The sequence below is a fragment of the Halostella sp. PRR32 genome (assembly GCF_034808085.1).
GTDB lineage: Archaea > Halobacteriota > Halobacteria > Halobacteriales > Natronoarchaeaceae > Halostella > Halostella pelagica.
Genome location: NZ_JAXHGL010000003.1, coordinates 629749 through 651439, shown reverse-complemented (window position 1 = coordinate 651439; position 21691 = coordinate 629749). Strand labels below are relative to the sequence as shown.

14 protein-coding genes are annotated in these 21691 nt (G+C 64.2%); 8 read left to right on the top strand and 6 right to left on the bottom strand.

Features of this window, described 5'->3' with window-relative positions; all coding sequences use genetic code 11:
* Window positions 1-122 precede the first annotated feature (122 nt).
* The gene (locus SM753_RS13155) at window positions 123-4232 is read left to right on the top strand and encodes a PAS domain S-box protein (protein WP_323191937.1); all 4110 of its coding nucleotides are present in this window, start codon (window positions 123-125) and stop codon (window positions 4230-4232) included.
* Window positions 4225-4683 (top strand): response regulator, encoded by a 459-nt coding sequence (locus SM753_RS13150; RefSeq protein WP_323191936.1) that lies wholly within the window; start codon window positions 4225-4227, stop codon window positions 4681-4683. The genes SM753_RS13155 and SM753_RS13150 overlap by 8 nt, the downstream gene beginning before the upstream one ends.
* 91 nt (window positions 4684-4774) lie before the next feature.
* On the opposite strand, the gene SM753_RS13145 is transcribed toward SM753_RS13150, so the two are convergent.
* Window positions 4775-5677, bottom strand: a complete 903-nt coding sequence (locus tag SM753_RS13145; protein WP_323191935.1) for a PhzF family phenazine biosynthesis protein — start codon at window positions 5675-5677, stop codon at window positions 4775-4777.
* Between the two features lie 126 nt (window positions 5678-5803).
* Complete coding sequence (locus SM753_RS13140) at window positions 5804-7198, bottom strand: alpha/beta fold hydrolase (RefSeq protein WP_323191934.1); 1395 nt, start codon at window positions 7196-7198, stop codon at window positions 5804-5806.
* An 86-nt stretch (window positions 7199-7284) separates the two neighbouring features.
* On the opposite strand from SM753_RS13140, the gene SM753_RS13135 reads away from it, so the two are divergent.
* From SM753_RS13135 to SM753_RS13125, 3 genes are all read left to right on the top strand, one after another.
* On the top strand, window positions 7285-7977 hold the full coding sequence (locus SM753_RS13135) for a phosphoribosyltransferase (RefSeq protein ID WP_323191933.1): 693 nt from the start codon (window positions 7285-7287) through the stop codon (window positions 7975-7977).
* 99 nt (window positions 7978-8076) lie between these two features.
* Window positions 8077-8922 carry an S-methyl-5'-thioadenosine phosphorylase gene (gene mtnP, locus SM753_RS13130; protein WP_323191932.1) on the top strand — a complete coding sequence of 282 codons (846 nt, stop codon included), beginning with the start codon at window positions 8077-8079 and terminating at the stop codon, window positions 8920-8922.
* A gap of 167 nt (window positions 8923-9089) precedes the next feature.
* Window positions 9090-9374: a hypothetical protein gene (locus tag SM753_RS13125; RefSeq protein ID WP_138796972.1), complete on the top strand. Its 285-nt coding sequence runs from the start codon at window positions 9090-9092 to the stop codon at window positions 9372-9374.
* Here the strand turns inward: SM753_RS13125 and SM753_RS13120 are convergent, their stop codons facing one another.
* The 4 genes from SM753_RS13120 to SM753_RS13105 all read right to left on the bottom strand — a co-directional run bounded on the left by SM753_RS13120 (window position 9375) and on the right by SM753_RS13105 (window position 15160).
* On the bottom strand, window positions 9375-9869 hold the full coding sequence (locus SM753_RS13120) for an SPW repeat protein (RefSeq protein WP_323191931.1): 495 nt from the start codon (window positions 9867-9869) through the stop codon (window positions 9375-9377). It abuts the gene before it with no gap.
* 391 nt (window positions 9870-10260) lie between these two features.
* Window positions 10261-11262: a ScpA family protein gene (locus SM753_RS13115; protein WP_323191930.1), complete on the bottom strand. Its 1002-nt coding sequence runs from the start codon at window positions 11260-11262 to the stop codon at window positions 10261-10263.
* Window positions 11255-14830, bottom strand: a complete 3576-nt coding sequence (gene smc / locus SM753_RS13110) for a chromosome segregation protein SMC (protein WP_323191929.1) — start codon at window positions 14828-14830, stop codon at window positions 11255-11257. Before smc ends, SM753_RS13115 begins: the two co-directional genes overlap by 8 nt.
* 30 nt (window positions 14831-14860) lie before the next feature.
* Entirely contained in the window at window positions 14861-15160 is a 300-nt protein-coding gene (locus SM753_RS13105) for a hypothetical protein (protein WP_138796968.1), read from the bottom strand.
* Window positions 15161-15311: 151 nt separating this feature from the next.
* On the opposite strand from SM753_RS13105, the gene gatB reads away from it, so the two are divergent.
* From gatB to SM753_RS13090, 3 genes are all read left to right on the top strand, one after another.
* A complete protein-coding gene (gatB, locus tag SM753_RS13100; RefSeq protein WP_323191928.1) occupies window positions 15312-16799 on the top strand; it encodes an Asp-tRNA(Asn)/Glu-tRNA(Gln) amidotransferase subunit GatB in 1488 nt (495 codons plus the stop codon).
* A 333-nt stretch (window positions 16800-17132) separates the two neighbouring features.
* A complete protein-coding gene (locus tag SM753_RS13095) occupies window positions 17133-19628 on the top strand; it encodes a DNA topoisomerase I (protein WP_323192083.1) in 2496 nt (831 codons plus the stop codon).
* A 69-nt stretch (window positions 19629-19697) separates the two neighbouring features.
* Window positions 19698-21647, top strand: a complete 1950-nt coding sequence (locus SM753_RS13090) for a hypothetical protein (RefSeq protein WP_323191927.1) — start codon at window positions 19698-19700, stop codon at window positions 21645-21647.
* The last annotated feature ends 44 nt before the right edge of the window (window positions 21648-21691 follow it).

Here is a 21691-nt window from a genome sequence, read left to right as displayed (position 1 = left end):
GTCCGCCGGATCGAGGAGTAGTGTCGGAAGCCCGGAGCGGGTTCCGTCGAGAAATATTCGCCTCTCGGTGGTACGATTACCGGACAGGAGTCTTATCCATCTCGAAGTGTTTTACCGTCCATATGAGCAAACGGGCTGAGGCCTCTGGAGCGGCGTTCTGGGGCGACATAGACGACACAGAGGCCCGCGAACGCTATCAAACGCTCGTGAACGCGATCGGCGACGGGATCTATCAACTCGATGCCGACGGTCAGTTCGCCGCGGTCAACGACGTTCTGGTCGAGATGACCGGATACGCGCGAGAGGACCTCCTCGGCGAACACGTCTCCGAACTCCACGACAACTGTCCGGCCCTCGAACGCGAGATAGAGCGGATCCGCACCGATCCCGGCGACCGAGGTGAACGTTACGAACTTGACGTTCGAACTGCCGGGGGACAACTGGTTCCCTGTGAGGTACGGGTGAACCCGCTCGAAGCGGACGACACCGTACAGGGCGTCGTCGGGACCGTTCGCGAGCATGACGAACGGTCCCGAACGGGCGAGACGGAGAGCGAGCGAGAACTCGCGGCCCGCTCGGCGGCGAGAGAGAACACCGTCGACGGGGTCGCGATCCTCGACGAGAACGAGGAGTACGTGTTCGCCAACCAGGCCCACGCCGATATTTACGGCTACGACGACCCCGAGACGTTCCTTGGCGAATCCTGGCGACTGTGCTACGACGACGACGAGATCGAACGTTTCGAATCAGAGGTTCTGCCGGCGCTGTTCGAGGAGGGTAGCTGGCGGGGCGAGGCGACCGCACTCTGCAAGGACGGCAGTTCGTTTCCGCAGGATCTATCCCTGACGGAACTTGACGATGGGCGATACGTCTGCGTCGTTCGCAACATCACCGAACAGACGGAGTACCAGCGGGAACTCCGTCGGAAAGAGCGCCAGTTCGAAGCCGTCTTCGAGGACCCGAACATCCTCGCCGGTTTGCTCGAACCCGACGGGACGGTGCTCGATATCAACCAGACGGCGATGGAGTACATCGACGCCGACCTCGACGACGTCACCGGCGAGGCGATCTGGGAGACGCCGTGGTGGCAAGAAGACGACGGAGTACAGTCGGACGTCGAGCAGTGGGTCGAGCGCGCCGCAGGCGGCGAGTACGTCGATTTCGAGGCCGAACTCACACGGCCGGACGGCACGGAGTACGTCCTCAACGGCGTCTTCAGACCCGTCACGAACGACGAGGGCGAGGTCGTGTCGCTGATCGTCTCGGACCGCGACATCACAGAACGCAGACAGCACGAGCGCGAACTCGAGGAATCCGAGCGCCGGTACCGGACGCTCGCCGAGCACTTCCCGAACGGGGCCGTCTCCCTCGTCGGCGAGGACCTCCGCTATCGGACGGTCGGCGGGAGTCCGCTGGACGTGGCCGGGGTACCCATCGACGAGATAGAGGGGCAGTCGGTCCACGAGGCGCTCCCGGAGGAGTTGGCCGACGACCTCGCTCCGCGGTACGAGACCGCGCTAGAGGGAGAGTCGAATACGTTCGAGACCGAACTCGGTGACGGGGTCTTCCAGTTCCAGTTCGTCCCGGTTCGGGACGACGACGGCGAGATACTCGCCGCACTCGGGATGTCTCAGGACATCACCGAGCGCACGGAGCGCGAGCGCGAACTGGCAAGATACGAGACGATCGTCGAAACGATCGACCACGGGATCTACGTGACAGACGATGACGGACGGTTCACGATGGTTAACGACGCGTACGCGGACCTAACCGGCTACGACCACGAGACACTGGTCGGCGAACACGCCTCGCTCGTCGACGAGGACGCGATCGAACAGTCCCGAGAGAGGCGGACAACGATGGACGGAGAAGGGACCGACCGAACGATGAAAGCGGTTATCCAGACGGCGGACGGTACCTCCGTCCCCACAGAGAGAACCTTCTCGACGCTTCAGGTTGGCGACGGCGAGGAGAGACACGTCGGCGTCGTCCGGGACATCACTGAACGGATCGAACAGCAACGGAAGGTAGAGGAGTCAGAGCGTCGGTACCGGACGCTCGTCGAGAACTTCCCGAACGGGTCGGTCGGACTGTTCGACCGAGACCTGCGTTACACCGCTGTCGGTGGACAACTCCTAGACGCGCTCGACATCTCACCGCAGAACCGCGTCGGAAGCCACATCTACGATATTCATCCGGACAGCCTGCTCGACGATATCGAGCCGTATTACCTGGCCGCCCTCGAGGGCGAAACGAACACCTTCGAAGTCGAATACGGGGGCCGGTATCTCCACGCCAACACGCTCCCCGTCAGGGACAGCGAGGGCGAGGTCTCCGCGGGAATGCTCGTCGTACAGGACATCACCGAGCGACGGGAGGCCGAACACGAACTTCGCGAGAGCGAGGCGAAGTTCCGGATACTCGCGGAGAACTTAGAGGAGGTCGTCTGGATGGCCACGCCTGACGCCGAGGAGTTCATCTACATCAACCCCGCGTTCGAGAGAGTGTGGGAGATCGATCGGAAGTGCCTGTACGACGAGCCGCTGTCGTTTCTCGATGTGGTCCATCCCGACGATCACGAGCGCGTTCGGGAGGAGTTCACGGCGCTCCCGGAGAATGATTTCGACGGGGAGTTCCGGATCGTCCGCCCCGACGGCGAAATCCGATGGGTCCACGCCAAAGGGACCAGAGTGTACGACGAGGACAGCGAGATCAGCCGCATCGTCGGTACTGGTCAGGACATCACCGAGCGAAAGGAGCGCGAGCGTCAGTTAGAGGAAAGCGAGCGGCGCTACCGGACGCTCGCCGAGCACTTCCCGAACGGTGCAGTCGGGGTGTACGACCCTGACCTCCGGTACACGCTGACTGCAGGGGCCGTACTCGGTGACACTCTGCCAAGCTCGAACCGACTCGAAGGCGAAAGAATGACGGAGATATTCCCGCCGGACACAGTCGAGGATCTCGAACCGCTGTTCCGCGCCGCCGTCGAGGACGGCGCGACCGATAGCGCGAGAACCGAATTCGGGGGCCGACACTGGCAGGTGTGGGTGACACCGCTACGCGACGCCGACGACGAGATATTCGCCGGGCTAAGTTTCACCCAGGACATCACGGAGCAGGTCGAACGCGAAGCCGAACTCGAACGGACACTCGACCTGCTCGAGAAGACTGAACGTATCGCGGACGTCGGCGGCTGGGAGATCGACCCGCAGACGCAGGACGTGTTCTGGACCGACCACATCTTCGAAGTTCTGGATCTGCCCGACGACGGGGAACCACCGCTGAACGAGGCCATCGACATGTACCACGAGGACGACCAGCCGATCGTCGAGGATGCCGTCGAGGACGCGCTCGCCTCCGGCGACCCCTTCGACGCAGATGTCCGAGTCTGTACGGACAGTGGAGAGATGCGTTGGCTTCGGCTTCAGGGGATACCGGAGACCGTCGACGGCGACGTCGTTTCGTTCCGTGGGGCGGCACAGGACATTACCGAACAGGTCGAGCGCGAGCAGCGACTCGAAGAGCTGATCGACGAACTCGAAACGTCCAACGAGCGCCTGGAACAGTTCGCCTACGCGGCCTCCCACGACCTTCAGGAGCCTCTTCGAATGGTGTCGAGCTACCTCCAGTTGATCGAGAAACGGTACGCCGACGAACTCGACGAGGACGGTCAGGAGTTCATCGACTTCGCAGTCGACGGGGCCGACCGAATGCGCGACATGATCAACGGACTGCTCAAGTACTCTCGGGTCGATATGCGAGGAAACCAGTTCGAGGCCGTCGAACTGGAGGAAATCTTCGCCGATGTCCGCTCGGATCTCAAAGTGCGGATCGAGGAAAGCGGCGCCGAGATCACGGCAGACCCACTTCCATGCGTCGAGGGTGACGAGGGGCAGTTGCGTCAGGTGTTTCAGAACCTACTCTCCAACGCCATCGAGTACAGCGGCGAGGAGCGCCCTCGAATAGACGTCTCGGCCGAACGGAACGGTTCTGAGTGGGTGATATCGGTCAGCGACGATGGGATCGGCATCGACCCGGACGACGCGGACAGGGTATTCGATGTGTTCCAGAGCCTCCACGCGTCGGATACCCACTCGGGGACGGGGATCGGGCTCGCGCTCTGTGAGCGCATCGCCGAGCGCCACGACGGGGAGATATGGGTCGACTCAGCGGTTGGGGAGGGATCGACGTTTTCATTCACCCTGCCCGCCGAAAGCACATACAGTGAGTGACCAGAACTCTTCCGCTGACCGAGCAGAGATACTCCTCGTCGAGGACAATCCGGGAGATGTCCGGCTAACGGAAGAGGCATTCAAGGAGGGTCAGATCGCCAACACACTCCACGTCGCGACCGACGGGGTCGAAGCGCTCGATTTCCTCCATCAACGCGGGGACTACGAGGACGCGCCGTGTCCGGATGTGGTCCTCCTCGACCTCAATCTCCCGCGGAAGGACGGCGACGAGGTGCTCAAGGAGATCCGCAACGATCCCGACCTGAAGTGCCTTCCAGTAATTGTTCTTACAAGCTCGGAAGCCCAGGAGGATATCGTCAAATCCTACGAACTGCAGGCGAACGCGTTCCTGACGAAACCGGTCGACCCCAGTGAGTTCATCGAAGCGATCCAGTCTCTCCAGCAGTTCTGGCTCTCAGTCGTTCGATTACCGCCGTGCAAGCAAAAGTGACAGCGGCTATCAGAGTGAGGAGGCCAGATGCTCCGTCGCCCATCGACGCATAGCCGCGTTCCTCGACCGCGGCGCAACCGTCCGACGTCTTCTACGCCTCCAGTATGTCGTCGTCGTCCGCGGCCGGCACCGACAGCGTTCCGTCTATCGCAGTGGCGGCGTCGCCGCCGACGCGGACCGTTTCGCCGACGCGGACCCGGACTCTGCCGGGGCGGTCCACGAAGTGGCCCTGTTCGAACACCATCTCGTCGGGCAGTTCGCCGTCGAAGGCGCTGACCTCACGAAGGTACGCGCCCGCCGCTCCGCTCGCCGTTCCAGTGACCGGGTCCTCGGACACGCCTGCCCCCGGTGCGAACATCCGCGCGTGCAACGTCGCATCCCCCTCCAGCGTGTCGAAGGTGAACGCGTAGAGGCCAGTCGCATCGTACTCCTCGCAGAGTTCCTCGACGGCCGCCATGTCGGGGTCAGCGTTTCCGACGTGTTCGAGAAAGTTCACGGGGACGACGAGGAAGGGAAGTCCCGTGGACGCGACTGCCGACGGCATGTCCGCGCCGACGTCCTGGAGGGATCCGACCGGCACGCCGAGAACGGTCGCGAGTCGCTCGTAGTCGACGTCGACCGGACGGACCGTCGGGTCGTCCTGCGTCATCCACACCGCTCCGTCCTCGGCGACCTCGATGTCGAGGACGCCCACGTTCGTCTCAAGCGTGTGCGTGCCCGCCTCGATCACGCCGTCCTCGTGGAGATGCGCGTGGGCGGCGATAGTCGCGTGACCGCACAGGTCCACCTCCTGAGACGGCGTGAAATACCGCACCTTTCGGTCGGCGGGACCGCTCGGGAGCAGAAACGCCGTCTCGCTGAGAGAGAACTCGCGGGCGATAGCCTGCATCTGTGCCTCCGTGAGGCCGTCGCCGTCCGGAACCACCCCCGCGGCGTTTCCCGAGAGCGGTTCGTCGGTGAAGGCGTCGACCTGCAGGGCGCGTACGCTGTCCATGCTCGTGGTGTCTCCCGGCCCCGACATGAATCTGGTGCGAGGGACCTAACGTGAAGTGCGATAGCCGGGTCGCAACGAAGTGCGATAGCGGATTCGCGACGGACGCCGACCGACGTGCGATACCCTCTACGTATCGCTAGGTAGCCACGCCGCAACGTCGTCGACGACGGACTCGGCGACGTTGCCCGTCTGTATCTGCTTCACCGGCGTCGACTGTCCCTCCCCCGGCATGAACAGGTGGTTGAGTCGGTCGTACAGCCGGTACGTCGCCTCGTCGCCCAGCGCGGACCGCCACCGCTCGAAATCCGCGTCGGGGCTGACTTGCCAGTCCCGCTTCCCCTGACAGACCAGCCGCGGGATGTCGAGGCCCGCCGCAGTCTCGACCTGGTCGTACTCTTTCACACTGAGCCAGAACCGCGCCGGTTGCCCCGCTATCGTTTCTTCCGGGTCGACCTCGCCCTCGTCGAGGCGGCGGACAGCCTCCTCGAACCGCTCGATCCGCTCTTGCTCGGCGTCGGTGACGGTTCCGTCGAGTTCCGCGATGTACCGGTTCTGTTCGGGCAGAAGCTGATACAACGGTCTGGCGTTCCCCGCGAGCATGGCGATCCCGGACAGGTTCCCGTCCCGCTCGGCGATACGGGGCGCGACAGCGCCGCCGAAACTGTGGCCGACGACGGCGACGCCGTCCGGCCGGACGGGGGCGGCGTCGCGGAGTTTCGCGACCGCCGCGAGCGCGTCGTCCGTGACGACACGGTCGACCGTCGCCTCCTCGGGCGACACTGAACACTCGTAGGTCCGTTTGTCGTACCGGAGGACTGCGACGCCGTTCGAGGCGAGTCCCCACGCGAGGTCCTGATACACCTTGTTGACGCCGATAGTGCCGTCGCGGTCCTGTGGGCCTGACCCGTGGACGATCACGACACCTGGGAACGGGCCGTCGCCGTCGGGAACCGAGAGCGTGGCTCCGAGTTCGCAGTCCCCGTCGAGGGTGAGTTCGCGTTCCGTGAACGCCGACTGGTCGGCGTAGGTCGGCGGGGAGTACGGTTCGAGAAACAGCAGTCCCGCGATAGCGTTCTCGTCGTCGACGACGAGACGAACGGCCCGAGAACCGTTCTCGAACGCGACTCTGACGATGACCTCGGCGCGCGGCGGGTCCGACCGACGTTCGACGGCCGATATCTCCTCGAACGGCCCGAGCGACGCCTGGAGTCGCGACCAGATACCCTGTAGTTGCGTGGCAGACACCTGTCGGGAGAGGGCATCGTCGAACAGGTCCGCCGCGCCCTGGAACTCACCTTCGTTCAGCCGCGTCACGAACGCTCTCGCGACTTCGTCAGGCGATTCAGGCGGGTCGGTCGACTCCTGTTCGGTGGTGGTGTTCTCACCGGTGGTAGACGGTGTAGATGACCGGTTCGCGGTAGTCTCCGTCGACGGGGACTCGTCGGACGACGCGCACCCGGAGAGAGCGGCGGCGACCGCGGCGACGACTGCACGGCGAGTCGTACTGTGGCGGACGACCATATCTGAACCGACTTTACTTCTCGGAATAAAACCTTTCTCTCGCTTTCCTGTAAACGGTTAAGTGTCGAGGCGCGCGACTGCCGTCCATGAGCGACCTTCCGGAGGACTTCGACTGCACGATCACCAACTGGGAGTACATTTACGGGCTCTGCCGGGACGTGAGTTCCGAGGTCAGGGACGACGAGTTCGAACCCGACGTGATCGTCGCGTTAGCCCGCGGCGGGTGGTTCGCCGGGCGGTGCATCTGTGACTTCCTCGGCCTCGACGATCTCACCAGTCTGAAGATGGAACATTACGTCGGCACCGCCGAGAAGGCCGACGAACCGCAGGTCCGCTATCCGATGCCGGAGGGGAGCGTCGAAGGCAAGGACGTACTCATCATCGACGACATCGCCGACACTGGCGGGTCGATCAAGCGCGCGGACGAGTACGTCAGGGAGCGCAACCCCGGCGAGGTCCGGACCGCGACGCTCCAGTTGCTCCAGACCAGCGAGTTCGAACCGGAGTACGTCGGCGAGCGGCTGACGGAGTGGACGTGGATGGTCTATCCGTGGAACTTCATCGAGGACATGATCGAACTGACAGCCGGCGTCATGGAGAAGGCCGACCAGGAGACGTTCGACCGCGAGGACGTGCGTCACTACCTCGCGGAGTACCACGACGTCCAACGGATCGAGATGGAGATAGCGCAACCGGACCGCCTTGACGAGGTGCTCTCCGAGATGGAGCGCCGCGGCGAAATCGAGGGTGAGGACGGGACCTGGACGCTCGCACACTGAGGCGGCCCGGCGCGCGTTGCGGAGGCCAGCGGGAACTCCGAGTACCGGCGCCCCGCGACGAGGGACCGATTTTTGTAGTCCCGGGACGCAGTCCCGACCATGATAGGCTTTATCGGCGGCAGCGGCATCTACGAGGCCCTCCCGCTGGAGAACGTCCGAGAGGAAGACATCTCGACGCCTTTCGGCGACCCGAGCGCGCCCATCACGGTCGGGGAACTCGCCGGACGGGAGGTGGCGTTCCTGCCGCGACACGGCCGCGACCACCAGTACTCACCGACGGAGGTTCCCTACCGCGCCAACGTGCACGCGCTGAAGCAACTCGGCGTCGAACGCGTGCTGTCGAGCAATGCGGTCGGGAGCCTCCGCGAGGACCTCCCGCCGCGGACCCTGGTCGTCCCGGACCAGACGTTCGACCGAACGAAACACCGGACCCCGACGTTTTTCGACGACGGGATAGTCGTCCACGCGGCGTTTGCGGAACCGTACTGCCCCCACATGGTCGACCATCTCGGCGAGTCGACCCGTGCGACCGACGCGGACTGTGAAGTCGGCGGTACCTACGTCTGTATCGAGGGGCCGCAGTACTCGACGCGCGCCGAGAGCGAGTTTTACCGCGCGCAGGACTGGGACGTGGTCGGGATGACGGCCATCCCGGAGGCGAAACTCGCGCGAGAGGCGGAACTGTGTTACGCGACGGTAACCGGCGTCACGGATTACGACGTCTGGAAGGCCGACAGCGAAGTGAGCCTGCAGGAGGTGCTCGAAAACGCCGCGGCGAACGAGGGCGCTATCAAAGAGGTCGTCGAACGGGCGGTCCGAGAACTGCCCGACGACCGAGCGTGCGACTGCGGGTCGACGCTCGACGGCGCTATCAACACGCCCCCCGAGGCCGTCCCCGAGGAGATCAGAGAGCGCGTCGACCTGCTCGTCGACGACTATCGCTGATACTGCCGGCTGTCTCCCGTACAGAGAATCTACACCCCGAGGTGTCGGCGTTCGTCAGCGGCGTCCAGTCGCAAGTGCGAGTCGCAGGCGACGATGCGTTCGCTTCGCGCGACGCGTTCCGCACGGGGACATCTCACCCTTGCGACGATTACCCGACCAGAAGGCTCATGGCAGTAGTCACCTTCCCTCGGAAAGAGAAGCTTACCATGATGGAATCGGACTTTTTCGCGCTGGCTCGGGCGGATCCGGGCCGTACGATCACCTATTCGGTGGTTCCCGTCCTCGTCGCCGTCGCACAGTTACTCAACGGTTTCTACCACCACGTCTCTCTGGTTTACCCGGCGCTGTTCGCGCTGTCGCTCGTCGCGTTCGCAGTTCTCGCTACACAGTACCACATCGCATCCCACCGCGTCACGCAGGCCTGGTCGACCACGGAGCGGACGGCGGACTGATCACGTCGTCCGGGCCGCCGTCCGAGTATCGCGGGCCTGCCGGCCTTTGTACGCGTTGTACCCGCCGATAGCCGCGGCGACCAGACCGCTGACGACCGTGCTCCACAACAGTCCCGTCGTCCCCATGTCGAACACGGCGATAGCCGAGACGACGATCCAGAGGCCGAGCAGTAGAGTCAGTCCGGCGGCCGCCTCGCTCACGTTCATATCCTTCGACATCCGGTAGAAGTTGTATCCGGCGACGAGGAATATCGCCGCGCCGATGATGATGTTGTTCCACCCGGCGGCGTCTAACTGCGTGGCCCCACCGAGGTCACCGTACACGAAGGGTGAGACGGCTATCCAGCCCCCGATCAGCGACGCGAGACCGGCAAGTAGTTTCGATCCGCGGAGGTCGACGGTGCGGTCGTCGACGGTTCGACGGTCGTCCGTCGCTCGCTGGTCACCGGTCGTTGTCGTGTCGGCCGTCGTATCTCTGTCTGGTGAATCTGCCATACTTTCCCCCGTTCGATCAGTCGCCGTTGACCCAGTAAAAAGAGTCGACCGTTTACGCAGTTCCCCGTCGACAACCCCGACTAACACCTGCTTACTCTCGGGCCGTTCGTTCCGGGTGCCCCCGGACGTACTGCAGTGCGGCGACGTACTCCTCCGGGTCGACTTTGTCGTCGACTTCGGAGAGACGTTCACGGATTTTCGTTGGAGTCATGCGCGGACGTACGCGACGCTAGGCTATCAGTGTTATGGTGAATGTTAACATGGGTTTTCGCATCCGGACCCGAACGCAGCCCGCTGGTCGGGCGCTCGGTCGTACTGTCGCCTGTGCGCCACTGAAGAACGGCTGCACCGCCGAGATATCGACTCTTCTCACGACGGTACAGCCGCGGGGTCAGTCCGCGACCGCTCCGTCGGAGGCGGTCCCCGAGTTCGGGTCCTGCACCCAGAGGTCGCCGAACAGTTCGTCCTGCTGGAGGCGAACCTGCCCCCGGTTCGAGAGAAAGAGCAGGGCGAGAAACGTCTGAACGCGCGTGCCGCCTGCATCCTCTATCTCCGCGTACAGCACTTCGTCTCGGCCGGCGTCGTACTGCTCCGACAGCGTCGACCGGACGTCGTCGATCACCGTCTCGATGTCCTCCTCGTGCGTGTTGCTCGTGACCTCGTCTTGCGTCGGTTCGTCGTCGACGCGCATGTCGTCACCGCTGCGATAGTCGAGCGTCTGCGTGCCCCGCTGAAACCCCGACGCGGAGTCGCTGGTGTCGTACTCGCGGGACTCCTTCCATCGCGAGTCGCGCTCGGCTTCCCGTAGCTCCCGGACGAGTTCGTCAAGCGTCTCCGGCGTCCCGCGGGCCCGCTTTCGGTCCAGTCGGCGTTCCATCTCGCGCTCTAACCCTTCGACCGGGTCATGATCCGGCGGGGGTGTCTCGCCCTCGCCCTCCAGCGGCGCTTCCCACGGTTCGGGCTCGTCGTCCTCCGGTTCGTCCTCCGAAAGCAGGCCGTCGCCTTTCATCCGCAGGAGAACGCTCGCGTAGAACAGCGCCCGACCGGACGTTCGCAGGTCGACCTCGTCCAGTCGGTCGAGGAACTTGTCGGTCACCGCGACGATGTCGATGTCCCACGGGTCTATCTCGTCTTCCTTCGCCAACTGGACGAGCAACTCGACGGGTTCGACCTCGTCCTCGTCGGTTTCCTCCTCGGGCACGAGTTCGTCGACACCTGCGGAAGCGTCACCGTTGCTGTCGGTTCTTTCCCCGTCGCCGTCCTCGCTCTCGCCGCCGGGGAGCGCGCTCTCGTCCGTCCCCGGCGGGTCGCGGTCGTCGTGGCCCGCGATGTTCAACGGGATGTCTTCGTCGCCTTCCTCGCGGGCCGCGTCGTCCGCTCGCTGATTAGTCATCCGCGGGCACCCCGTCCCCGCTCAGGTCGATACCGGTCACCGCGCTAACGTTGTCGTCCTGCATCGTCACGCCGATGGCGCGCTCCGAGCGGTCGAGCATCGCCGAGCGGTGCGAAACGACGACGAACTGCGCCTCGCCGGCGAGTTCGTCGACCATCTCGCCGACGCGTTCGGCGTTCGCCGCGTCGAGAAAGGCGTCGACCTCGTCCAGCGCGTAGAACGGCGCGGGGTTGTACCGCTGGATCGCGAAGATAAAGGCAAGCGCCGTCAGCGACTTCTCGCCGCCGGACATCGCGTCCAGGCGCTGGATCGGTTTGTCCGCGGGCTGGGCCTTCATCGTCAGGCCGTCGTCGAACGGGTCGTCCTCGTTCTCCAGGTGGAGCGTCCCCGACCCGGAGGAGAGGCGGGCGAAGATATCCTCGAACTGCTCGTTGATCGCCTCGAACGCCTCCATGAACGTCTCTCTCTTCTGGGCCTCGTAGGAATCGATACGCTCCCGGATGCCGTCGCGCTCCTCGACGAGCGTCGCCTTGCCCGCTTCGAGTTCGTCGAGGTCCTCCTGCACCTCGTCGTACTCCTCGATAGCGAGCATGTTCACCGGTTCGAGCGACTCCATCTCCGTTTCGAGCCGCGCGATGTTGGCCTCGACCTCGTCGTGGTCCGGAACGTCCTCCGGGTCGTAGTCGCCGACCTCGGATTCGAGTTCCTCAATCTCCCACTCCAGTTGCTCTTCGCGCTCGCGGAGGCTCTTCAGTTTGGTTTCGACGGTGTCGACTTTCTCCCGCTGTTCGTCGCGGACCGCCTTGGCCTCGCGCAGATCGTCTTTGAGGTCTTCGCGTTCGCCTTTCAGCTCCGCGAGTTCAGCTTCCAGTTCCTCGACGGCCTCGCGCTTCCCGTCGAGTTTCTCCTCGTGGTCGTCGATCTCGGCCTCGTACTCCGCTATCGCGGCCTCCTTCTCGGCTTTGCGGTTCTGGGCCTCCTCTATGGTCTCGTGGAGTTCCTCGATAGACTCCTCTGCGTACTGTTTCTCTAGCTGGTACTCGTTCAGGTCGCCGTCGAGGTCCGAGAGCCGCTGCTCGAACTCGTCTATCTCGCTCTCAAGTTCCTCGATCTCGGCGGTGAGTTCGGGGATCCGCGAGTCCGCGAGTTCGTCTTCGAGTTCGTGGATCTCCCCCTCGACGGCCGCGATCTCCTCGTCTTTCTCTCCGATCTCGTTTTCGATCTCCTGCATCCGGTCGTCGACGTCGTCGCGTTCCGCGCGGAGTTCGTCGAGTTCGTCCTCCATATCGGCGATCCGTTCCTCGACCGACCCGTACTCCGTCTCGGTCGATTCGATCTCGCTCTCGATGGACCGAACCTGGTCGGCGGCCTCCGTCTGCCGGTCGCGCGCGTCGTCGAGTCGCTCCTCGACGCCGCGGAGGTCCTCGCGGAGCGAGTCCCGTTCGTCCTGCAGGGCCGTTATCTCCTCGGCGACGCGCTCTAGCTGGCCCTTCCCGGTCTTCGAGAAGGAGTAGCGCGAGCCGCTTTTCGACCCGCCGGTCATCGCGCCGCTTTTCTCGACGAGTTCGCCGGACAGCGTCACGAGGCGGTAGTCGCCCATGTACTCGCGGGCCGTGTCCATGTTCTCGACGACCAGCGTGTCGCCGAGGACGTACGAGAACACGCCCGCGTGTTCGTCGGCGAAATCGACGAGGTTGTACGCGAAGTCGACTACGCCCGGGTCGTTCGGTGCGGACGGAAGCGAACGGTTGTGCATCTCGGTGATCGGCAGGAACGTCGCCCGCCCCGCGTTCTTCGATTTGAGATACTCGATGCACTCCTGGCCGACGCCGTCGTCGTCGACGACCACGTTCGCGAGGCGGCCGCCCGCCGCCGTCTCGCAGGCCGTCGCGTAGCGTTCGTCCACGCTCCCGAGTTGGCCAACGGTGCCGTGGACGCCGCCCTTGCCGGCGTTCAGTACTGTCGAGACCGCGCGGCCGTACGAGGAGTCGCCGCTCTCGTCGGCGCGCGCTTCGAGTTCCGCGTACTCTTGTTGTTTGGCCTGGAGGCTGTCCTCTACGTCCTCGATATCGTCCTGTAACTCGCGCTTCTCGCGTTTGAGGTCCTCGACGACGCCTGCGATGTTGTCCTCGTTCTTGCGTGCCTTCGCGAGTTCGTCCCGCAGGTCCTCCAGTTCGGCCTGGAGTTCCGGCAACTCGTCGCGGGCGTCGTCTATCTCGTTTTCCGTCTCGCTTATCGCGTTCGACCGGCGTCGCGCCTCGTCGAGCAGGCGGTCCTGCTCGCGTTGGAGGTCGTTTTTCTCCGTCTTGCGCTCCTCCAGTTCCTCCTTTCGCTCCTGGAGTTCGGCTTTCACCTCGTCGTACTCGGTGTCGATGGCGTCTATCTCGGTCTGAAGCGTCTCTATCTCCGACTCCCGCTCCTGAACGTCGGCCTTGACCGACGACTTCTCCAACTTCGTCTCGCGGATGTCGCTCTCCAGTTCGCCGACCTCCTCCTGTTTCCGGTCGACCTCGACGAACGCCTCGCGGCGGGTCTGTTCGGCGTCCTCGACGGCTTCCTCGGCCGCGTCGATCTTGTCCTCTAGCCGCGATATCTCGCCTTTGATCTCCTCTATCTCGCTTTTGATCCGGAGCTGTTCGTCCTCGCCTTTCCGCTCTATCTCGGCGTTTAAATCCTCCAGGTCCTCTTGCAGGCGGACGACTTTGCCCTGCTTTTCGTCCAGAGCGCGCTGGAGTTCGTCGAGTTCGGCGTCTCTGCGCTCGACGTCCTCGCGCGTCTCTACCAGACCCTCGCGCTTGTCCTCCAGTTCGGCGGCCTTGAGATAGCCCTCGTACTCCTCTTTGTCCTCCCGAAGCGACTGGTATTCGAGTGCCGCCTCTCGCTCGTCGCTCAACTGTTCGAGGCGCTGGGCCTTCTCCTCGATGCGTAGCTCCGCCTCGTCGATGCGTTCCTCGACGACTTCCAGTTCCTCGAAGGCGTCTTCTTTCTTCGCGTCGAACTCCGCGACGCCGGCTATCTCGTCGATTATCTCCCGGCGCTCGTGCGGCGTCATGTTGATGATGCCGGTCACGTCGCCCTGCATGACGACGTTGTACCCCTCCGGCGTGACGCCGGCGCTCGCCAGCAGGTTCTGGATGTCGGAGAGGTTGACGGAGCGGCCGTTCAGATAGTAGTAGGAGTAGTAGTTGTCCTCGGTCTCCTTGACGCGTCGCTTGATCGTTATCTCGTCGACGTCGCCGACGTCCTCGCTGCCGGCGGCGTTGACGACCTGTGCGCGCTCGACCGTCCGGTCCTCGTTGTCGAGGATGACCGTGACGCTCGCCTCGCGAGCGCCGCCGCCGGCCGACCCGCCGTCCTCGTGACCGGGGTTGTAGATCAGGTCGGTGAGTTTCTGCGCGCGGATACCTCGCGCTCTGGCCAGGCCGAGCGCGAAAAGCACCGCGTCGATAATGTTACTCTTTCCCGAACCGTTCGGGCCGCTGACGGTCGTGAAGTCCTCGTAAAACGGGATCCGGGTCTTCCGCCCGAAGCTTTTGAAGTTTTCAAGGACGAGCTCTTTGATGTGCATGGGTTGCTCGTGGGGCGGACGAACCCCCGACTACGCCACGATGATGTCGTCGCCCAGTCCGGAGTCGTCCGTTTCTTCCTCCTCGTTTTCCCCCTGGGGTTCACCCTCCTTAGCCGCTTCGGACGCCGCTTCCTGAACCTCGTCAGGAGCGGCTTCCTGGGTCGGTGCGGCCCGTACGTCGGCGGACCGCGACGGCGTTTCGGCGTCGAGTTCCGACTCCAGTACTCGGATTCGCTCTTTCGTTTCGACCAGTTCCTCGGTCAGTCCTTTGACCGTCGACTCCAGTTCCGCGACGGTCGCCTCCAGTTCCTCGACTCTGTTACCGGCCATACGAGTAAAAGGACAGTTCCGGATCCATAAACGTGTGTCAGACATATAAAAGAATTGTGACATTATTCCGCCGGGCCGGGACGGCAGTAGGCGCGAGACGGAGCGACTGTTCCCGTTAGCCTTTAACCGACCCGCACCGAACCGAGGCGTAATGACCGCACAGGCAGCCCGATCTGAGGAACTCGTGACTGTCATCGGGTTGGAAGTCCACGTCCAACTGGAGACGGACACGAAGATCTTCTGTGGCTGTTCGACCGACGCGTCGGACGCCGAACCGAACACGCGCACCTGTCCCGTCTGTCTCGGCCTCCCGGGTGCCCTCCCCGTTCTCAACGAGGGCGCAGTCGAGGCCGCCGTCAAAATCGGGAAGGCGATAGACGCCGATATCCCGGAGGAGACGGCCTTTCACCGGAAGAACTACTACTACCCGGACCTGCCGAGGAACTTCCAGATCACGCAGTACGACGCCCCGATCTGTCAGGACGGCGAACTGACGTTCTCGGAAAGCGGCGAGCGCCGGACCGTCGGCATTCGCCGGGCACATCTGGAGGAAGACCCCGGAAGCCTCCAGCACCAGGGCGGGAGCATCGACACGGCGGAGTACACGCTTATCAACTACAACCGCGCTGGAACGCCGCTGATGGAGATAGTGACGCGGCCCGACTTCCGCGGGGCGGACGAGGTGCGCTCGTTCCTCGCCAAACTCGAAGAAGTGCTGGAGTATCTCGGCGTGTTCGACAGCACGCGCGACGGCAGCCTCCGGGTCGACGCCAACCTCAGTCTGGTCCCCGGCGAGGAGGTCGGCGATGACGGCGACATCGACGAGTCGGCGCTCGACGCGGCCAACCGCACCGAGGTGAAAAACATCACCAGCCACAAGGGCGCGGAGAAGGCGCTGGCCTACGAGGAGACACGCCAGAAAAACGCCGTCCAGCGCGGCCGCGAAGTCGAACAGGAGACGCGCCACTGGGACGAGTCCCGCGGCATCACCGTCTCGATGCGCTCGAAGGAGGAGGAGAAGGATTACCGCTACTTCCGCGAGGCCGACCTGCCGCCGCTACAGGTCGCCGACTGGAAAGAGCAGATCGATATCCCGGAACTCCCCGACGCACGCCGCGAGCGGTTCCGCGACGAGTACGACCTGAGCGGGGAGGCCGCGTCGAAACTCACCTCGACGAAGCAGGTGGCGGACTTCTACGAGGACCTGGCGGGCGAGTTCGACCCGGACCTCGCGGCGACGTGGGTCGCCGACAACCTGCTCGGGGAACTCAACTACCGCGACATAGAGATAACGGACGTCGAGAACCGACTCGACGAGGTCCACCGGTTGGTCGAACTCGTCGCCGAGGACGATATAACCGCCAAGAACGCCCGCGAGACGGTGCTCCGTCGGATGCTAGACGACGGCACCGACCCCGACTCGGTCGTCGAGGAGGAGGGGCTGGGCAAAACGGGCGAAGGCGAAGTCCAACAGGCCGTCGAGGCGGCGGTCGCCGACAACCCCGACGCAGTCGAGGACTACTACGACGGCGACGACGGCGCGATCAACTTCCTCGTCGGCCAGGTCATGCAGGAGACGGGCGGGAGCGCCGACCCCGGCACCGTCAACGAACTGCTGCGCGCCGAACTGGACGACTGATCGTGACGCGCCGCCGGTCGAACGCCGTGACCGACCGCCGTCAGCTATCGGCCAGCGGTCTCTGACTGTCAGCGATCACCGATACAGTCGGTCAGTGGCCGCCATCAGCGACATACGATGATCACCATCAGCGACATACGATGATCATCACTACCGACATCCGATGATCACCGTCACCGACCACCGGTTAGTCGTCGCGCACGGACGCACGTATCCGAGCGCATACGCCCGCACACCCGCGCTTTCCGGCGATTTACCCCGAAAGGTTTAGGGCCGGCGTGGGCCTAACCAGTGTCGAATGACGACACAGGATCGACGACGGGGTGGTACGCGGTGGAGTTGATAATAACGGAGAAAGACAACGCCGCGCGACGGATCGCGGACATCCTGAGCGGCGAGAGCGCCGACGCCGAACGGCGCAACGGCGTCAACGTCTACAAGTGGGGCGGGAAGCGCTGCGTCGGCCTCTCCGGCCACGTGGTCGGCGTCGACTTCCCCGACGAGTACAGCGACTGGCGCGACGTTGAGCCGGTCGAACTGATCGACGCGAGCATCGAGAAGAAGCCGACTCAGGAGAACATCGTCCGGACGCTCCGACTACTCGCCCGGGAGGCCGACGCGGTCACCATCGCCACGGACTACGACCGCGAGGGCGAACTCATCGGCAAGGAGGCGTACGAACTCGTCCGCGACGTGAACGAGGACGTTCCGATCAAGCGGGTCCGCTTCTCATCGATCACGGAAAACGAAGTCACTGACGCGTTCGCGAATCCCGAGGACCTCGACTTCGACCTCGCGGCGGCGGGCGAGGCCCGCCAGATAATCGACCTGATCTGGGGTGCGGCGCTGACGCGTTTTCTCTCGCTCACCGCGGGGCAACTCGGCGAGGACTTCATCAGTGTCGGCCGCGTGCAGTCGCCGACGCTGAAACTCATCGTCGACCGCGAGCGCGAGATCCAGGCGTTCGACCCCGAGGACTACTGGGAACTGTACGCAGACCTGCTGAAGGCGACGGGCGAGCAAGACGACGCGTTCGAGGCTCAGTACTTCTACCGCGACGAGGACGGCAACGAGGCCGAACGTGTCTGGGACGAGGACAACGCCGACGCGGCGCACGCGACGCTGGCCGAAGCGGACGCGGTCACCGTCGACAGCGTCAACCGCCGCACGCGAACGGACGCGCCCCCGGCACCGTTCAACACCACGCAGTTCATCCGCGCGGCCGGCAGCCTCGGCTACTCCGCACAGCGTGCGATGAGTATCGCCGAGGACCTCTACACCGAGGGGTTCATCACCTACCCGCGGACGGACAACACGGTCTACCCCGACGACCTGGATCCGGAAGCGCTCCTCGACGAGTTCGTCGGACACGGCGATTTCGGCGACGACGCCGAGTCGCTGCTCGAACTCGACGGCATCGACCCAACCCGCGGCGACGAGGAGACGACCGACCACCCGCCGATCCACCCCACCGGCGAACATCCCGGCGCAGGCGAACTGAGCGACGACGAGTGGGAGGTTTACGAACTCGTCGTCAGGCGGTTTTTCGCAACCGTCGCCGAGGCCGCGACCTGGGAACACCTCAAAGTCGTCGCGGTCACGGACGGCCTCACGCTGAAGGCCAACGGCAAGCGTCTGGTCGAACCGGGCTACCACGACGTCTACCCGTACCTCTCCACGAGCGAGAACTACGTGCCCGACGTCGACGTGGGCGAAGAGCTGTCGGTTACCGACGTCCGTATGGAGGAAAAGCAGACCCAGCCACCCCGCCGCTACGGCCAGTCTCGGCTCATCGAGACGATGGAGGACATGGGGATCGGGACGAAGTCGACCCGCCACAACACCATCGAAAAGCTGTACGACCGCGGCTACGTCGAGAACGACCCGCCGCGGCCCACCCAGCTAGCGATGGCCGTCGTCGAAGCGGCCGAGGAGTTCGCCGACCGCGTGACGAGCGAGGAGATGACCAGCCAGCTAGAGGCCGACATGACCGCGATCGCGGAGGGCAAGGCGACGCTCGACGACGTCACGGAGGAGTCTCGCGAGATGCTGGAGACGGTGTTCGAGTCGCTGATCGATTCCCGGGAGGAGATCGGGGATCACCTCCGGAAGTCACTGAAAGCCGATAAGACGCTCGGCCCCTGTCCGGAGTCCGACCACGACCTGCTCGTGCGCCGCAGCTCTCACGGATCCGCGTTCGTCGGCTGCGACGGCTATCCCGACTGCGAGTACACGCTCCCGCTGCCAAACACGGGTAAGCCGCTCATCCTGGACGAGCAGTGCGAGGAGCACGAACTCCAGCACGTGAAGATGCTCGCTGGGCGGCAGACGTTCGTCCACGGCTGCCCGCAGTGCAAGGCCGACGAGGCCGGCGAAGGACCGGTTATCGGCGACTGTCCGAACTGCCACGATGACCACGACGGCGAACTCGTCATCAAACAGCTCCGAAACGGCTCTCGGCTGGTCGGCTGCACCCGCTACCCGGACTGCGACTACTCGCTGCCGCTCCCGCGCCGCGGCGAGATCGAGGTCACCGACGACCGCTGTGACGAACACGACCTGCCGGAACTACACGTCCACAACGGCGACGACGAGCCCTGGGAACTCGGCTGTCCTATCTGCAACTACCGCGAGTATCAGGCCCGCGAGAGCGACTCCGGCACGGACCTCGAAGCGCTCGACGGTCTCGGAGCGAAAACCGCAGAGAAACTCGTCGAGGCCGGCATCGAGAGCCTGGACGACCTGACCGACGCCGACCCCGACGCGGTCGCCGCGGACGTCGAGGGCGTCAGCGCCGACCGGATCGAAGACTGGCAGGCGGAAGCGTAGGCGATGCCAACTTCTGCTCAGACGATATCATAGTTGGTTTTATTTATGTGGATAGAGAAGACGTAGCCGATGGTCCCCACCAACCGACGCAGTCTGCTCGTAGCGGGCGGCTTCACGCTTGCAGCGGGCTGTCTGTCCCGTGCAGACGACACGCGATCGATGGACGAGACTACGACTACCGACGGCCAGGACGGTGAGAACGAGTCCCTCCCGGACGGGCTCGTCACCGCGCTCGGCGCGCTTCCCTCGGCTATCGAGGGCAACGAGGCGACTCGCGTATACGTGCTCTCGCCGGAGGAAGAGGGCCGCTACGGCGCGGGCCTCTCCGAGCAGTACGGACTCGGCCTGTCGAATATCGACAGGGCCGTCGCCGCAACGTACGGAGACCGCGACGGACAGATCGTCTGTCTTGCTGGGTCGTTCAACAGCTCCGACATCGACGCGCCGGACAATACGGCGTCGACGACGACGGACGGTCGGCACATCAGCGCGCGCGGACTGACGGACGGCGGTGCGTGGGACGCCGGTCTCGACGCCGCACGGGCCGCCGCTAAGGGTTCGATCGAGAACCTCTCCGAGGACGAGTCCGTGACTGCGGTTCTGAAACCTCTCACCGACGAACAGTACGTCCGGGTCTTCAGAGGCGACCATGACGAGAACCGGGCGAGCCTCGCCGACTCGCTCGACGCTGACAGCGTCGACGCGACCGCGTACGCAACGACGCAGATCGAGGAACGGACCCGACGGATCACGACCGTTGTGCTGTTCGACGACGAGTCTTCGGTCGACGAGAGCAAGCTCCGGTCCATGGTCGACGACAACTGGGGCGACGGAGTCAAAGAGCAAAGCATCGAGCAGGACGGCCGTCGCGGCGTCGTGACCGTCGTGTACGAACGGCCACCCCGGCCGGATTACGAGGCGTCGCCGGACGCGCGGCTCTGGGTCGAATACGACGACGAGACTGGCGAAGCGACGCTCCGCCACCGGGGCGACGAAGCCGTCGACGCGTCGACGCTGACGATCGAGGTCGAAGGCGAGGAAGCGCCCGTACAGTTCGAAGACGAGTACGATACCGTCGAAAACGGCGACGAGATAACCATCACCGCCGCCCCGTTCTCGCACGTCCGCGTCCGGTGGGAGGACCCGGACGACGAGGAGACGTTCGATTACCTCGCCCGGGAGATCGTTCACGACAGATCGGCGTTCGAATCGGACTACGATCCGGACACGTCGGAACTGACGATCACGTACACCGGCGAACAGCAGGCCGATACGGAAGGCCTCGAACTTCAGCACCGCTCGCGCGACGATCGGCGGAGCAGCGAGAACGACGAGGTGCCGCTCTCGGAGTACCACGAGACGCTGACGACGGGCGACGAGATCGTCGTCGAGGACGTGACTATCAGCGACTGGGTGTCGGTCATGGCGACCGTCACGGAAGGCAATTCGAGCTACGGGACGAGCGTCTTCTCGTTCCACGTCCGCCCGCCGGGGTACTTCTACGTCCGCCGGGAGGACCAGACGACGTACCTCGTGTACGGCGGTGACCACGGCCGCTCCGCCATAGAGAGCGATGTCGACAAGTATCAAGTGCTGGTCGACGACGAACGAGCGTCGACCCAGTTCGGCGAAACGTACGACGAACTGTCCGAGGGCGACCGCATCGAACTCGACGCCGATATCGGTTCCGAGGTGGCGGTGAAGTGGACAGGAGGTAACGAGACGATCGAAATGACCCGACAAACGGTTCTCCCGAACGTATCCGTCAAATTCGAGCGGGTTGACGGAGACCAGGTCGAGGTCACGCACGACGGCGGCGAACCCGTCGACGCGGGTGAGCTAACCGTCGCGTTCCCGACTCGGTCCGGCGAAAACGCCGTCGACTGGGGCGAGTCCGGAACGACCGTCGAGGAGGGCGATTCGATCACGGTCGACATACCCGACGACGCTCGGTACGTCATCGTCCGGTACGGTTCGCGCTCGTTCACCGGGCGGAGTGTAGACGACATCGAAGGCTGAACGCGGTCAACGGTTCCGGATACCTCCGAGGTTCGGGACTCTGA